The 14,872-nt window shown below is 71.5% G+C and carries 13 protein-coding genes; 5 read left to right on the forward strand and 8 right to left on the reverse strand.

Annotated elements, in window-relative coordinates:
• The first annotated feature begins 142 nt into the window (after window positions 1-142).
• Genes ACGFH9_RS23480 through wecB form a run of 4 tightly spaced genes read left to right on the forward strand, consistent with a single transcriptional unit; the run spans window position 143 to window position 4,660 of the window.
• A complete protein-coding gene (locus ACGFH9_RS23480) occupies window positions 143-1,183 on the forward strand; it encodes an SDR family NAD(P)-dependent oxidoreductase (protein ID WP_393222857.1) in 1,041 nt (346 codons plus the stop codon).
• Entirely contained in the window at window positions 1,177-2,304 is a 1,128-nt protein-coding gene (locus ACGFH9_RS23485; protein WP_393222860.1) for an NAD-dependent epimerase/dehydratase family protein, read from the forward strand. The genes ACGFH9_RS23480 and ACGFH9_RS23485 overlap by 7 nt, the downstream gene beginning before the upstream one ends.
• A complete protein-coding gene (locus ACGFH9_RS23490) occupies window positions 2,301-3,539 on the forward strand; it encodes a glycosyltransferase family 4 protein (protein WP_393222862.1) in 1,239 nt (412 codons plus the stop codon). The genes ACGFH9_RS23485 and ACGFH9_RS23490 overlap by 4 nt, the downstream gene beginning before the upstream one ends.
• Entirely contained in the window at window positions 3,536-4,660 is a 1,125-nt protein-coding gene (wecB, locus tag ACGFH9_RS23495) for a non-hydrolyzing UDP-N-acetylglucosamine 2-epimerase (RefSeq protein ID WP_393222864.1), read from the forward strand. The genes ACGFH9_RS23490 and wecB overlap by 4 nt, the downstream gene beginning before the upstream one ends.
• 86 nt (window positions 4,661-4,746) lie before the next feature.
• On the opposite strand, the gene ACGFH9_RS23500 is transcribed toward wecB, so the two are convergent.
• The 5 genes from ACGFH9_RS23500 to ACGFH9_RS23520 all read right to left on the reverse strand — a co-directional run bounded on the left by ACGFH9_RS23500 (window position 4,747) and on the right by ACGFH9_RS23520 (window position 10,321).
• Window positions 4,747-6,561, reverse strand: a complete 1,815-nt coding sequence (locus ACGFH9_RS23500; protein WP_393222867.1) for a polysaccharide biosynthesis protein — start codon at window positions 6,559-6,561, stop codon at window positions 4,747-4,749.
• A 181-nt stretch (window positions 6,562-6,742) separates the two neighbouring features.
• Complete coding sequence (locus ACGFH9_RS23505; RefSeq protein ID WP_393222870.1) at window positions 6,743-7,516, reverse strand: GNAT family N-acetyltransferase; 774 nt, start codon at window positions 7,514-7,516, stop codon at window positions 6,743-6,745.
• Window positions 7,513-8,145 (reverse strand): sugar transferase, encoded by a 633-nt coding sequence (locus ACGFH9_RS23510; RefSeq protein WP_355618565.1) that lies wholly within the window; start codon window positions 8,143-8,145, stop codon window positions 7,513-7,515. The genes ACGFH9_RS23505 and ACGFH9_RS23510 overlap by 4 nt, the downstream gene beginning before the upstream one ends.
• Window positions 8,142-9,197: a GNAT family N-acetyltransferase gene (locus ACGFH9_RS23515; RefSeq protein ID WP_393222874.1), complete on the reverse strand. Its 1,056-nt coding sequence runs from the start codon at window positions 9,195-9,197 to the stop codon at window positions 8,142-8,144. Before ACGFH9_RS23515 ends, ACGFH9_RS23510 begins: the two co-directional genes overlap by 4 nt.
• Entirely contained in the window at window positions 9,194-10,321 is a 1,128-nt protein-coding gene (locus ACGFH9_RS23520; protein WP_393222877.1) for a DegT/DnrJ/EryC1/StrS family aminotransferase, read from the reverse strand. Before ACGFH9_RS23520 ends, ACGFH9_RS23515 begins: the two co-directional genes overlap by 4 nt.
• 226 nt (window positions 10,322-10,547) lie before the next feature.
• Here ACGFH9_RS23520 and ACGFH9_RS23525 point away from each other — a divergent pair, with 226 nt between their 5' ends.
• Entirely contained in the window at window positions 10,548-11,495 is a 948-nt protein-coding gene (locus ACGFH9_RS23525) for a DUF389 domain-containing protein (protein ID WP_393222880.1), read from the forward strand.
• Here the strand turns inward: ACGFH9_RS23525 and ACGFH9_RS23530 are convergent.
• From ACGFH9_RS23530 to ACGFH9_RS23540, 3 genes are all read right to left on the reverse strand, one after another.
• Window positions 11,425-11,892: a hypothetical protein gene (locus tag ACGFH9_RS23530; protein WP_393222883.1), complete on the reverse strand. Its 468-nt coding sequence runs from the start codon at window positions 11,890-11,892 to the stop codon at window positions 11,425-11,427. The genes ACGFH9_RS23525 and ACGFH9_RS23530 overlap by 71 nt on opposite strands.
• A 21-nt stretch (window positions 11,893-11,913) precedes the next feature.
• Window positions 11,914-12,114 (reverse strand): hypothetical protein, encoded by a 201-nt coding sequence (locus ACGFH9_RS23535; protein ID WP_393222885.1) that lies wholly within the window; start codon window positions 12,112-12,114, stop codon window positions 11,914-11,916.
• 180 nt (window positions 12,115-12,294) lie between these two features.
• Window positions 12,295-14,769: a Tex family protein gene (locus tag ACGFH9_RS23540; RefSeq protein WP_393222888.1), complete on the reverse strand. Its 2,475-nt coding sequence runs from the start codon at window positions 14,767-14,769 to the stop codon at window positions 12,295-12,297.
• Between the last annotated feature and the right edge of the window lie 103 nt (window positions 14,770-14,872).

The raw sequence follows: 14,872 nt of genomic DNA on the forward strand, positions 1-14,872 counted from the left end.
CTGTGGAGGTCGCCTCTCGTTATCCCGGATGCTGAAACTGGCCGATTTGGCCCTTGCTCCGGGACGGGTGCGCGGGCGCCCCGTGACTCTCTCGTCGAGTCGTCGGGTTGCGGACCGGCGCAGCGACGACACGGGAGAATCAATGAATTTTGCAACCACCGGACGCCGTGTTCTCATCACCGGCGGTACGGGTTCCTTCGGCCAGACCATGGTGCGCCGGCTCCTCGACCGTGGTGCCGGCGAGGTCCGGGTGCTGAGCCGGGACGAGGCCAAACAGGACGCCATGCGTCGGCTGCTCGGCGACGAGCGGGTCCGCTACTACGTCGGAGACGTGCGCGACTACGACTCGGTGCTCAAGGCCAGTCGGGGCATCGACTACGTCTTCCACGCGGCAGCCCTCAAGCAGGTGCCGTCGTGTGAGTTCTTCCCGCTGGAGGCCGTCCGGACCAACGTGCTGGGCAGTACCAACGTCATCGAGGCCGCCGAGCGCAACGGCGTCGGATCGGTCGTCGTGCTCAGTACGGACAAGGCCGTCTACCCGGTCAACGCGATGGGCATGAGCAAGGCGCTGATGGAGAAGGTCGCCCAGGCGCACGCCCGGAACAACCCGAACAGCTCGACCACCGTGTCCTGCGTCCGGTACGGCAATGTCATGTACTCGCGTGGATCGGTGATCCCGCTGTTCGTCGAGCAGATCAAGGCCGGCCGGGCACCGACCGTGACCGACGTGGGGATGACCCGGTTCCTGATGTCGCTCGCCGACTCGGTCGAGCTGGTCGAGCACGCCTTCCACCACGCGCGACCCGGTGACATCTTCATCCGCAAGGCCGCCGCCTGCACGGTCGGCGACCTGGCCGAGGCGGTGTGCCAGCTCTTCGACGTGCCCACCAAGCTCGACGTGATCGGCGTGCGACACGGTGAGAAGCAGGCCGAGACGCTCGCCAGCAGGGAGGAACTCGCCCAGGCCGAGGATTTCGGCGACTTCCTCCGGGTGCCGCTGGACGCCCGTGACCTCAACTACGCGCTGTACGTCTCCGAGGGCGACCTCGGCGGCGGGCCGAGCGAGGACTTCAACTCGGCCAACGCGCCGCAGCTCGGCGTACCCGAGATCATCGCGCTGTTGAAGACGCTGCCCGAGGTACGCGCGGAGCTGGCGCTGCGGGACCCGGTGCTGGCGTGCTGAGGCTCGCCGTCACCGGTGCCGGAGGATTCCTCGGCTGGCACGTGCGGGTGCTGCTGCGGGCGCTGAACTGGCCGGAACCGGTCGTGCTTACCCGGACCGACCTCACCGATCCCGGCGTGGTCGCCGCCAAGGTGGCCGGGGTGGAGCGTGTGCTGCACCTGGCCGGCGTCAACCGGGGCGAGCCGGCCGATGTCGCGGCCGGGAACGTTCAACTCGCCGCGCAGCTCGCCGAAGGTCTCAAGCGGTGTGGGAACCCGCCGGCACGGGTTGTCTACGCGAACTCCGTGCAGGCCGGCAACGGCACCCCGTACGGCGACGCCAAGGCCACCGCCGCGCGGGTGCTGGCGGCCACCGGCATCACGGTCGACGACGTGTTGCTGCCGAATCTGTACGGCGAACACGGACGTCCGTACTACAACTCGGCCGTGGCGACGTTCTGCCGGGTGCTCGCCGAGGGCGGCCGGCCGGAGGTGCACGCCGACCGCGAGTTGGGCCTCGTGCACGTCACCGACGCGGCCGCGCGGCTCATCGGTGTACCGGCCGGCGGCTCGTGGGATCCGGCCATGCCGCCGGTGCGGATCGGCGTGCAGGCACTGGCCAGCCTGTTGACCGGCATGGCCGCGACGTACCGGACCGGGGAGTTCCCGTCCCTGGTGAGCCGGCACGACGTACGGCTGTTCAACACCTACCGGTCGCACTGCTTCCCGGCGCACTATCCGCTCGCGCTGCCCCGCCGGGCCGACGCCCGGGGTGAGCTGGTCGAGACGGTCAAGGCGCACGGCGGCGCCGGCCAGACGTTCTGCTCCACCACCCGCCCCGGCATCACCCGAGGTGAGCACTTCCACCTGGCGAAGGTGGAACGGTTCGTGGTGCTGCGCGGCTCGGCCGAGATCAGTCTGCGCCGGGTGGACGACACCGAGGTGCTGCGGTTCCCGGTCAGCGGCGACGAGCCGGTGCTGGTGGACATGCCCACGATGTGGGTGCACAAGCTGGTCAACACCGGCTCGGACGACCTGGTGACGATGTTCTGGACCAACGAACTGTTCGATCCGGACCGACCGGACACCTGGCCTGAGCCGGTGGAGGCGACCCGGACGGCGCCGGTGGCGGTCGGCGCGTGAAGGTTGGCCTGATCAGCCAGTGGTATCCCCCCGAGGGGGCGTTCATCCCCGGCAACCTGGCGAGCGGGCTCGCCGGCCGGGGCCACCAGGTCCGGGTGCTCACCACCTTCCCGAGCTACCCGTACGGCCGGATCTACCCCGGCTGGCGGCAGCGCTGGGGGTATCGGGAGACCGAGGGGCCGGTGGCGGTCCGGCGGGTGCCGGCCTATCCGAGTCATGACGCCTCCGCCCTGCGCCGGGCGGTGAGTCTCCTGTCGTTCGGTGCCAGCAGCGCGCTGCCCGGGGCACGGTGGCTCGCCGACGTCGACGTCACGTACGTCTACCACCCACCGCCCACGGCCGTCGCCGCCGCGGCGTTGCTGCGCGCCGCCCGGCGGACACCGATCGTGCTGCACGTGCAGGACCTGTGGCCCGATTCGGTGACGCATTCCGGCATGGCACCCACCGGCCGGGCCGGTCGCTCGCTGGAGGGGGCCGTCGGCGCGCTGATGCGTGCGACGTACCGGTTGGCGGACACCATCGTGGTGATCTCCCCGACGATGGCCGAGCGGGTGGTGGCGGGAGGCGCCGACCCGGACCGGGTGCGCGTGGTCTGGAACTGGACCGACGACGCCCTGTTCCGGCCGGTGCCGGTCACCGCCGAGGCCCGTGCGGTGCTGGGTCATCGCGGACGGTGCACAGTGATGTTCGCCGGCAACCTCGGGCTCCTGCAGGGCCTGGACACGGCCATCCGGGCGGCGGCCTCCGCCCGGGACCGATTGGACCTGGTGCTTGTCGGTTCCGGCGCGGGCGAGGACGCGGCCCGTCGGCTCGCGGCCGACCTGGGCGCCGACAATGTGCGGTTCGTCGGTCGACACCCGCCCGATCAGATGGCGCAGCTGTCCGCGGCGGCGGACTGGCAGTTGGTGTGCCTGCGGGACGTGCCCGCCCTGCGGGCCGCCGTCCCGTCGAAGCTCCAGGCCGCGTTGGCCTGCGGCATTCCGGTGATCGCGGCGGCGGGCGGCGACACCGCGGCCCTCGTCCGCTCGGCCGGGCTCGGTCTCGTCTGCCCACCGGAGGACTGGCGGGCGCTCGCCGACCAGTTCGTGGCGGCAGCCGACGTGCCTACCGACGCGCGTCGCGAGATGGGCCGCCGGGCCCGACACACCTACCAGGAGCGGATGTCGCTGCGGGTGGGCGTCGACCAGTTCGAGGACATCCTGACCAAGGTTGCTGCGGAGAAAGGACGGGCATGACCAGGATCATGACGGTGGTCGGAACCCGACCGGAGATCATTCGGCTGTCCCGGGTGCTCGCCCGGCTCGACGACACGGTCGACCACGTTCTGGTCCACACCGGCCAGAACTGGGACCCGACGTTGTCCGACGTGTTCTTCACCGAGCTGCGGCTGCGCCAGCCCGACCGGTTCCTGGAGGTCGACACCTCGTCGCTCGGCCGGGTCCTCGGGGGTGTGCTGGTCGGCATGGAGCAGGCGATCGCCGAGCTGCGCCCGGACGCGCTGCTGGTGCTGGGCGACACCAACAGTTGCATCGCCGCGCTGATGGCGAGGCGGATGCGGGTGCCGGTGTATCACATGGAGGCCGGGAACCGCTGCTTCGACCTGAACGTGCCGGAGGAGACCAACCGCCGGCTGGTCGACCACGTGGCTGACTTCAACCTCGTCTACACCGAACACGCCCGGCGCAATCTGCTCGCCGAGGGTCTGCACCCGCGCCGCATCCTGCACACCGGGTCGCCGATGCGGGAGGTGCTGGAGCACTACCGGACATCGATCGCCGGCTCGACCATCCTCCGGCAGATGGAACTGGATCCGGGCGGGTACTTCCTGGTCAGCGCGCACCGGGAGGAGAACGTGGACCGCCCCGACCGACTCCGCCGGCTGCTGGACTGCCTGGTCGCGGTGCGTGACCGATGGGGATTGCCGGTGCTGGTCTCCACCCACCCACGGACCCGCAAACGGCTGGAGGCGCTGGCCCCGGACGCCACCGCGCTGGACGGCATCGCCTTCCACGAGCCGTTCGGTCTGCTCGACTACGTGCACCTGCAGACCATGGCGTACTGCACCCTGTCGGACAGCGGGACCGTCAGCGAGGAGGCGGCCATCCTCGGCTTCCCCGCTGTGACGTTGCGCGAGTCGATCGAACGGCCGGAGGCTCTCGACGCCGGCGGCATCATCATGACGGGTCTCGACCCGCAGGGCGTGGTCGAGGCGGTCGAGGTGACAGTGGCCCAGGTGGCCGAGCAGGGGGTCCCCTGCCCGGTCGACTACCAGGTGCCGGACACCTCCCGGCGGGTCGTCGACTTCATCCTCTCCACCGTCCGCCGGCACCACGACTGGGCGGGCATCCGCCGCTGAAGCAGGCAGCGCCGAACCCGGCAGCGCCGGACAGTCGGCAGGGCCGGGTCACCGCGTCGAGCGGTGACCCGGCCCTCCGGCCATCGTCAGCGTGACTGCAGCGGTACGCCCAGCGGACCGTTCACCACCGGAAGCGTCGGCTGGGTGCAGAGCAGGGCGAGCTGCTCGACGACCTTCGCCGGCCCGGCGTACGGGTCGAGCCCACGCACCTCCCTCGGGTCCAGCGCCGGCACCGTCACGTGCGACACCAGAGGATGCAACGGTCGGGCGTCGATCTCGCCAGCCCCGAGGAGGTCCTCGTGCAGCTTCTCGCCGGGCCGTAGGCCCGTGTAGACGATCGGAACGCTGCTGGTGGAGTGTTCGGCCATCTGCCGGGCCAGGTCGGCGATCCGCACCGGCTCGCCCATGTCCAGCACCAGAGCCTCCCCGTCCCGACCGATCTCGGCGGCCTGGAGGACCAGATGGACGGCTTCCTGGACGGTCATGAGATAGCGGGTCACGTCCGGATGGGTGACGGTCAGCGGGTTGCCGGCCTCGATCTGCCGTTGGAAGGCTGTCACCACCGAACCCCGACTGCTCAACACGTTGCCGAACCGGACACTGAGGAACGTGCCCGGGAACCGCGACGCGGCGTGCGCGGTCAGCAGCTCGGTGATCCGCTTCGAGTAGCCGAGGACGCTGATCGGATTGGCTGCCTTGTCCGTGGAGATGTTCACGAACTTGGCCACGTCCCGGCAGGCGTCGAGCACCGACAGGGTGCCCCAGACGTTCGTCTTGACCGCCTCGCCGGGGTGCCGCTGGAGCAGGGTGAGGTGCTTGAGCGCCGCCGCGTGGAAGATCACGTCCGGCCGGCGTTCCCGGATGACCCGGCGGATGCCCTCGTCGTCGCGAAGGTCGGCGAGGATCAGCTCCGGGCCGTCGAGCAGGGCACGCCCGGCCAGCGACATCTGGAGGCTGTGCAGGGCCGTCTCGTCGCGGTCCAGCATCATCACCTCACCCGGGTCGGCCTTCATGACCTGTCGGCACAGTTCCGAGCCGATCGAGCCGCCGGCGCCGGTGATCAGGATCCGCAGGCCGGTGAGGCTGTTGCCGCTCAGTGGCAGGTCGGCGACGACCTGGCGGCGGCCGAGCAGGTCGCTGATCTGCACGTCGCGGACGTCGGTGACGGTGATCCGGTGGTCCACCAGGTCCCGGACGGGCGGCAGCACCTTGAAGGCGGCGCCCGTCTCGAGGGTCGCCTCGCGGATCTGACGGATCAGGGCGGCGTCGGCGTTGGCGACCGAGAAGATCACGGCACCGGCGCCCGTGCGTCGGACGGCAGTGCCGACGTCGTGTCGGCCGCCCAGCACCCGTACCCCGCCAACGCGCAGGTCGCGCTTCTCCGGATCGTCGTCGAGCGCGCCGACCGGCAGGTAGTGTCCGCGCGGGTCGCCGAGCATGGCCCGCAGCAGGCCCTGGCCCGCGTCGCCCATACCGAACAGCAGCACCGGCGTCGCCGAGTGGACGTCGGGGCGCATGGCGAGATCGTGGCGGTGCCGGTACGCGAACCGCGCGGCGAGCATGAACAGCACGGCCAGGGCGCCGCCGATGAGGGGGGTGCTGGCGGGTACCGGTCGCTCGGCGAGCGGCAACAGACCCACCGTCAGGATGCTCGCGATCATGATCGCCGTGCCGGCGACGTGCTGGACCTCGTGGAGGCTGCCGACAGGGTGCCGGCCCGAGCGGAGCCGCCGCACCGGAACCAACCCCGCGTGCAGGACCGCCGCGATTCCGCCGAGGGTCACCGCGCGCGTCAGTTGGCCCGTGGTGAGGGTGAACTCGTAACGCGCCCAGGTGGCCAGCACAACCCCGACGATCCAGGCGCCGGCGTCCGCGCCGAGGAGAACACACGCCCGAGGCACCGCCCCCCATCGCGCTCCGGCCCTTTCCGAGCGTGGTTCTCTTTCGATGTGCCGCTGCGGCATGTGTGTCCTCGTCCCAATCGTTCGGCCGCCTGACCGGCGGCTTTGTGCCTTATGTAGTGATACCTCCTCTTTATTGATCAGTTGTCTTTTTCACGTACCGCCTCGCCGGGTGCTGTGGTCAGCTCCGGAGATCGACCGGACGTGACATCCGGACGAATCGGGCAAAGCCTCCGGCCGTTCCGGCCTCGGTTGTCGGGCCGATCCGATAGCAGCGGGTAACCGGCACGACCTGGGCCAGCGCTGCGGCGAGACCCGGGCCGGGCGCCCCTGCGGCGAGACGCAGGGACGGGCCGACGACCCGGACGCTCGCCGTGCCGGTCGCCCACCCGATCCGAAGATCCCCGAAGCCGTACGCCGTGTGGTGCGCCGCGAACGACGGCCAGTCGAGCAGACGGACGGTGGGGTCGGGGGCGACTCCGTCGAGCCGTACCTCGGTCCACTGGGCGTACGACTCGTCGGTGAAGCCGCGTCGCTCGTAGAGGCGGCGCGCCCGGGGGTTGCCCGACGACACGTCCAGCGCGAGGTCGGCGCACCCGAGTTGGCGTGCCAGGTCGTACCCGTCGTCGAGCAGCAGCCCGCCCCACCCTCGTCCCCGCTGTCCCGCGGCGACCGCTATGCCGTTGAGGAAGAGTCGCCTGCCGATCACCCGCCAGTCGGCGACCGCCCGTACCCGGGAGGAGTCGCGGACGCAGCGGAGCACGACCGTGCGGAGGCCGCTGGGCGGGGCGACGGCGGCGCCGAGAAAGGCGGCGAAGGTCGCGGCGTGGTACGGCGTCAAGCCCGCGCACTCGGCGGGTATGGACTGGCGGAGCAGTTCCACGATCCCGTCGAGGTGCGGATCGGTCGGCTCGTCGACGGTGGTGATGCCGGTCCGCGACACCAGGACGGTCACGTCAGCATCCGCTCCCGGTCGAGGTCGAGCATCTGCGCGGACGGATCCGCCGCGACGCCGGCACCGGTGAGGACCGCGCGGACGGTGCGGCCGATGATCCGCAGCTCCAGTCCGAGCGACCAGTTCGTGACGTAGACGACGTCGAGTTCCAGACGCTCGTTCCAGGCAAGCCCGTTGCGTCCGTGGATCTGCGCCAGTCCGGTGATCCCCGGGGGTACCTCGAAGCGCAGCCGCTCCCGGTCGGTGTAGAACGGGTCGTACCGGGGCAGCAGCGGACGTGGCCCGACCAGGCTGAGCTCACCCTTGAGCACGTTGACCAGCTGGGGCAGCTCGTCGATGCTCGCCCGTCGCAGCAGCAGACCGATGCCCTTGCAGCGTTCTCCGTCCGGCAGGAGCACGCCGTGCGCGTCGCGCTCGTCGGTCATCGTGCGCAGCTTGTAGACGGTGAACGGGCGGCCCGCCTGGCCGGTCCGTTGCTGGCGGAACAGGACCGGCCCGCCGAGTCGCAGGCGGATCAGGATCGCGGCCAGGGCCAGCACCGGAGAGAGCGCGACCAGGATGGTCAGGCTCACCACGACGTCGATGAGCCGTTTGATCCGACGTTGTGTGTCGAGTGTCGCGGTGCTCATGCGACACCTGCCCGGTACGCCGGGAAGTAGCCGCTGGACTCCAGGTCCTCGGCCGTGCGGTCGAGCCGTCGGGCCCGCGCGGCGACCAGTTCCCGGTAGCGATCCGGGGCGATGACGACCGAGCCCGTCCAGAACGGGGTGCGGGCACCGCCGAACGAGCGCTTGAACTGGAAGAGCCCGTCGTCGGCGCGGACGCCGCCGCCGAGGTGGACCAGCCGGCACCCGTGCTCCGTGGCCCACTCCAGGATGCTCCAGACCAGCAGGTTGTTGGCGCCGGCGCGCGCGGCGAGCGGGTCGGACCCGGCCAGGTGGTAGTGGGCCCGGTCCCGGTGCCGCAGCACGAGGGCGGCCGCCACCACGGCGCCGTCGGCATCGCGGATCTCCGCGATGGACAGCGCCTTGTCCAGCCCGGCGGCCAGCTGCCGGTAGTAGCGGTCCGGGAACAGATACCAGGGCTGACTGCCCAGTCGGACCATTGTCGACTCGTAGAGCCGGCGGAAGGGCGCGCCGGGAAGCAGGTCCTCCTGCCGGGCGGGACGGACGGTGCCGGTCAGACCACTCCTGCGGGCCTTGCGGATGGCGGTGCGGGATCGGCCCTCCATGCCGCTCCACACGTCGTCCGGCCCCTGCGACACGTCGACGGTGACGGTGTCGGCCCGGCGGGTCAGCTCGACGGACCCGAGCCCCCGGACCGCCTCGACCGAGGCGGAATCCAGCGGCGAGAAGCGCAGGAAGAGCGCGACGACTGCGGAGTCCTGCCAGTATGCGACCGCACGGGACCAGAAGCGGACCAGGTCCGCGGTAGTGGACCCGGCGTCGACGTGTAGCCCCGAGTAGCCGTACGGGCTCGCGGCGTCGGCGTCGGTGTCGCTCACCGGCCGCAGTACGTGGGGCAGCATGAGCCGGTCGTGCTCGTGGATCATCTGCCAGCTGCCCGATTCGGTCCCGGCGGCCGCCCGGCCGTAGCCGGCGGTGAAGTAGACGTCAGGGCAGGAGGCGTCCAGTACGGCGGCCGGAGCGCCGGTGCCGGTCACCGTGAATCCGCTGGTCACCGGCGGCTCAGGAACTCGTCGATGGCCCGGCGGACCCGTTCGCCCTCGTGTTCGGCCATCGCCGAGCCGCTGGGCAGGGTGAGGCCGGTGGCGAAGAGCCGTTCCGCCGCGCCGGTGAGCACGGCCTGCGCCCCGGCGTGCACCGGTTGCAGGTGCATCGGCTTCCACACCGGACGCGTCTCGATGTCCTGGGTGGCGAGGTGGGCTGCCAGCTCCCCGGGCCACCACCCGGAGATCTCCGGCTCCACCACGATGGTGGTCAGCCAGCAGTTGGCGCCTGGATCGCCGTCGCCGAGCAGTCGGACCCCCGGGCACGCGGCGAACAGTTTGGCGTACTGGTCACGCAACTCGTGGCGGCGACGGATCATGCCGTCCAGCCGCGACAGCTGTGCCCTCCCGATCGCGGCCAGCACGTTGCTCAACCGGTAGTTGTAGCCGATGTCGGTGTGTTCGTAGTGCACGACGGGCTGTCGTGCCTGCGTTGCCAGGTACCGGGCGCGGGCCGCGAGTTCGGCGTCGTCGGTGAGCAGCATGCCGCCGCCGGACGTGGTCATGATCTTGTTGCCGTTGAAGGACAGCACCCCGGCCCGGCCGAATGACCCGGCGGCCCGGCCGGACCGGGTGGCGCCGAGCGCCTCGGCGGCGTCCTCGATGACCGGATGGCCGGCACGGGCGCACACCGGAAGCAGGCGGTCGTAGTCGGCGCAGACGCCGAACATGTCCACCGGTACGACCGCGGCGACCTGTCGTTGCTCGGCGCCGAGCCGGTCGAGCAGCGCCTCGAGCAGGTCCACGTCGATGTTGCCGGTCATCGGGTCGCAGTCGACGAAGATCGGTTCGGCGCCGGTGTAGACGGCGGCGTTGGCGGTGGCCGCGAAGGTCAGGGTCGGCATGACGACCACCTGCCCGGGGCCGGCGCCGACAGCCAGCAGCGCCAGGTGCAGGGCGGCCGTCCCGGAGTTGGTGGCCACGGCGTACGACGTGCCGATCCGCTCCGCCAGCTCGGCCTCGAAGGCGTCGACATCCGGACCCAGCGGCGCGACCCACCCGGAGCGGATGGCGGCCAGCGCGTACGACTCCTCAAGCTGACCGACGTCGGGCGGGGAGAGGTAGACCTTGCTCATGCTCGGATGACTCCCGCCGTCGCCGGGCCAAACTGACAAACCGGTTTTACCATCGGTCCAGCTCCCATACCTGCGTTTCCGCTATTCGAGGCTGTTTCCGGGATATTCCACTCGTCGCGGGGGTCCCGGTCCCGGAAGGCTCTTCACGTCGAGCCCTCGTCAGCGACGGCTACAGTGCTGCGAGCCGCGCCCACCGGTGGGCTCAACGCGCGAAGGGAGCCTGTGGGTGCTGCATCTGAGGGTGATCGCTCCGACGGACCAGTCGGAGGCGGTGGCCGACCTGCTGGCCGCCGACCCCGGCGTGACCCACCTGGTGGTGCTGCCCGGTGCCGCCCGCCAGCCTCGCGGTGACCTCATCGAGTGCGACGTGGTCCGGGAGAGCGCCGACGCCGTCCTCCAGGGCCTTCAGCGCCTCGGTGTGGACGCGCGCGGTGGGATCGCCGCCGACGACGTCGAGCTGACCATCTCCGCGGCGGCCGACCGGGCGGCCGAGCGGGCGCCTGGCAGCGGCGCGGACGCCGTGGTCTGGGACGAGATCGCCGCGAAGACCGGTGAGCAGACCGAGCTGTCCGGCACCTATCTGGTGCTGATCGTGGTGGCCACCATGATCGCGGGCATCGGTGTGCTGCTCGACCAGCCGATCCTCATCGTCGGGGCGATGGTGGTCGGGCCGGAGTTCGGCCCCCTCGCCGCGCTCTGCGTGGCGCTGCTACGCCGTCGCCTCGACGTGATCGGCCGCTCGGTGCAGGCCCTCACGGTCGGCTTCCTGGCGGCCATGGTGGCGACCGTGCTGAGCACCTGGGCGCTGACCGCCGCGGGCCTGGTCAGCAAGGAGATGCTGCTCGCCGATCGACCGCTCACCGACTTCATCTGGCGACCGGACGCGCTGTCCTGGGTGGTCGGCCTGCTCGCCGGTGTGGCCGGCATGCTCTCGCTGACCTCGAAGAAGTCGGGCAGCCTGGTCGGGGTGCTGATCTCGGTCACCACCGTGCCGGCCGCGGCGAACGTGGCGGTCGCCGCCGCCTACCGGGTGTGGGACGAGGCCGCCGGCTCGGCCCTCCAGTTGGTGATCAACCTCTGCGCGATCGTCCTGGCCGGCCTGCTCACCCTCGTGGTGCAGCAGCTCTGGTGGTGGAACCTGGCTCGTCGGTCCCGCCGTCGAGCAGCCGGGTGAGCAGCGTCCGCAACGGGATCGACTCACCGTCGCGTCCGCCCGCACCTACCACCAGCGGTGGCGGACTGGGCTCCGGGTCGACGCCGAGGAGCCGGGCCCGCAGGCCACCCGGCACGGTCAGCAGATGGAACCGCCCGGCCACGTCCACCGCCCGGGTCTCGGCCCGGTCGACGTACCAGCCGGTCAGGCCGGTCCGATAGCGACCGCGCCCGTCGTAACCCCTGGCGACCAGCCGCGTGGTGGGCAGCCCGCGCCGGGCGGCCTCGGCCACGAACCAGGCCACCAGCTTCGCGGCCTGCGCCTGCTCGGCGGCTCGCCGCCGCGCGTCCGCGTCGGCGTGCGCCCGCACCGCGTGCTGCTGCCGCTCCCGCCACTCACGGCCGTCGTCCTCACCCACGAGGCGACGGTACGCCCCGACTCAGTCCAGCACGGCCCGCAGGGTGTGCCGGGCGGTGTCGGCCATCACCGGGTTGGTGTCGACGTAGTACGGCAGCGCGTTGATCGCCTGCGCCAGGGCCCACCCACGCCCCCGATCCCAGGTGGCGTCGTCCACGCCCACCGCCCGCCGGTACGTCTGGCGCGTGCCAGGAACGTCCACCTGGTCGGCATGCCTCCGCATCGCGAGATCATCACCCAGGAACGGGCGGAAACGCGCCCCGTCTTCCGGCCGCCCGCAAGGGGGAGTGGGCGACAACTTCAGATCTTGGACAGTTTCCGTTGAGCACGAACGGAAACTGTCCAAGATCTGGACCGCAATCGGGCGCGTTGTCGGCGCGTAGCCCTTTCGGCGGCTGACCGATCAGGCCAGGCCAGCGCGGCGCAGAGCCTCCGCCATCGCGTCGTTCGCCGGTGCCGGCGCACCCTGTCGCTGCTGCCCGCCCCGTGCGCCCTGCCCGCCCCGTGCGCCCTGCCCGCCGCGAGCGCCGGACCCGCCCTGGCCACCGGACCTGCCCTGGCCACCGCGTCCACCGGACCCGCCCTGGCCACCACCGGACCCACCGGACCCGCCCTGGCCGCCGCGACCGGCCTGCGGTCCGCGCTGCGCCGGGCCGCCGCGCCCCTCCTGGCTCGTCCGACCACCGGCGGCCGGCTCGTCCTCCAGGCGCAGGGTCAGAGAGATGCGCTTTCGGGGTACGTCCACGTCGAGCACCCGTACCTTGACCACGTCGCCGGACTTCACCACCTCACGGGGGTCCTTCACGAACGTCCGGGACATCGCCGACACGTGTACCAGGCCGTCCTGGTGCACGCCGACGTCCACGAACGCGCCGAAGGCGGCCACGTTGGTGACCACGCCCTCCAGCACCATGCCCGGCGTCAGGTCGCTGATCTTCTCCACGCCCTCGACGAAGGTGGCGGTGCGGAACTCCGGCCGTGGGTCGCGTCCCGGCTTCTCCAGCTCGGCGAGGATGTCGGTGACGGTGGGCAGGCCGAACCGTTCGTCGACGAAGTCGGTGGCACGCAGCCCGCGCAGGATGGCGCTCCTGCCGATGACCGCGCGCAGGTCCTGCCCGGTGCTGGCGAGGATGCGCCGCACCACCGGGTACGCCTCGGGGTGCACGCTCGACGAGTCCAGAGGGTCGTCCCCGTCGGGGATACGCAGGAAGCCGGCGCACTGCTCGAACGCCTTCGGCCCGAGCCGGGCCACCTTCTTCAGCTCGGTCCGCGACCGGAACGGCCCGTTGGCGTCCCGGTGCAGCACGATGTTCTCGGCCAGCCCGGCCCCGATCCCGGAGACCCGGGTCAGCAGCGGCGCGGAAGCCGTGTTGACGTCCACCCCGACGGCGTTCACGCAGTCCTCCACCACCGCGTCCAGCGACCGGGACAGCTTCACCTCGGACAGGTCGTGCTGGTACTGGCCGACGCCGATCGAGCGCGGATCGATCTTGACCAGCTCGGCGAGCGGGTCCTGGAGGCGGCGGGCGATGGACACGGCCCCGCGCAGCGACACGTCCATACCCGGCAGCTCCTGCGAGGCGTACGCGGAGGCGGAGTAGACCGACGCGCCGGCCTCGGAGACCATCACCTTCGTCAGGTTGAGCTGCGGGTGTCGCTTGATCAGGTCGGCGGCCAGCTTGTCGGTCTCCCGGGAGGCGGTGCCGTTGCCGATCGCGATCAGCTCCACGTCGTGCGCGCCGGCCAGCCGGGCGAGGGTCTCGATCGACGCGTCCCACTGCCGGCGTGGCTCGTGCGGATAGATCGTGTCGGTGGCGAGGACCTTGCCGGTGGCGTCGACCACGGCGACCTTCACCCCGGTCCGCAGGCCCGGGTCCAGGCCCATCGTCGGCCGCGTACCGGCCGGCGCGGCGAGCAGCAGGTCGCGCAGGTTGGTCGCGAAGACCCGCACGGCCTCCTCCTCGGCCGCCTGCCACAGCCGCATCCGCAGGTCGGCCCCGAGGTGGATGAGGATTCGCGTGCGCCACGCCCAGCGGACCGTGTCGGCCAGCCAGCGGTCGGCGGGGCGGCCGGCGTCGGAGACACCGAACCGGCCGGCGACCACCGCCTCGTACCGGCTCGGGCCCGTCGGCACGGCGTCCGCCTCGCCGGCCTCCTCGGGCTCCATGGTCAGGTCGAGCACGCCCTCCTTCTCGCCCCGGAACATCGCCAGGATGCGGTGCGAGGGCAGCTTCGGGTACGGCTCGGAGAAGTCGAAGTAGTCCGCGAACTTCGCGCCGGCGGTCTCCTGACCATCGCGTACCCGGGACACCAGACGGCCCCGCGACCACATCTGCTCGCGCAGCGTGCCGATCAGGTCGGCGTCCTCGGCGAAGGTCTCGATCAGGATCGCCCGCGCGCCCTCCAGAGCGGCGGCGGCGTCGGCGACGCCCTGATCGGCGTCGACGAACCCGGCGGCGGTGGCCTTCGGGTCCTGGGACGGGTCGGCCAGCAGCGTCTCCGCCAGCGGCGCGAGGCCGGCCTCGCGGGCGATCTGCGCCCGGGTCCGCCGCTTCGGCTTGTACGGCAGGTAGATGTCCTCCAGCCGCGACTTCGAGTCGGCGGCCACGATCTGCGCTTCCAGCGCCTCGTCCAGCTTGCCCTGGCCGCGGATCGACTCCAGTACGGCGGCCCGTCGCTCGTCCAGCTCCCGCAGGTAGCGCAGCCGCTCCTCCAGGGTGCGCAGCTGGGTGTCGTCGAGCAGGCCGGTGGCCTCCTTGCGGTAGCGGGCGATGAACGGCACGGTGGCACCGCCGTCGAGCAGCTCCACGGCCGCCCGCACCTGACGCTCGGCCACGCCGAGCTCGTCGGCGATCCGCTGATGAACAGACTGGGTCACGATCTCGATCCGCCTTCGACTCGATCCGCCTTCGAAAAGCGGCTACCGCCTGCATTCTGCCGGGCGCCCCCGACCGCCGTCGTCGCGCCCGGCCGGTCGTGCG

The organism is Micromonospora sp. NPDC049102 (assembly GCF_043197485.1).
Taxonomy (GTDB): Bacteria; Actinomycetota; Actinomycetes; order Mycobacteriales; family Micromonosporaceae; genus Micromonospora.

Excerpts from the sequence above, each read along its gene's own strand:
- wecB (WP_393222864.1), top strand. The coding sequence starts at position 3,536 with ATGACCAGGATCATGACGGTGGTCGGAACCCGACCGGAGATCATTCGG.
- ACGFH9_RS23535 (WP_393222885.1), bottom strand. The coding sequence starts at position 12,114 with ATGCGGAGGCATGCCGACCAGGTGGACGTTCCTGGCACGCGCCAGACG.
- ACGFH9_RS23480 (WP_393222857.1), top strand. The coding sequence starts at position 143 with ATGAATTTTGCAACCACCGGACGCCGTGTTCTCATCACCGGCGGTACG.
- ACGFH9_RS23510 (WP_355618565.1), bottom strand. The coding sequence starts at position 8,145 with ATGAGCACCGCGACACTCGACACACAACGTCGGATCAAACGGCTCATC.
- ACGFH9_RS23520 (WP_393222877.1), bottom strand. The coding sequence starts at position 10,321 with ATGAGCAAGGTCTACCTCTCCCCGCCCGACGTCGGTCAGCTTGAGGAG.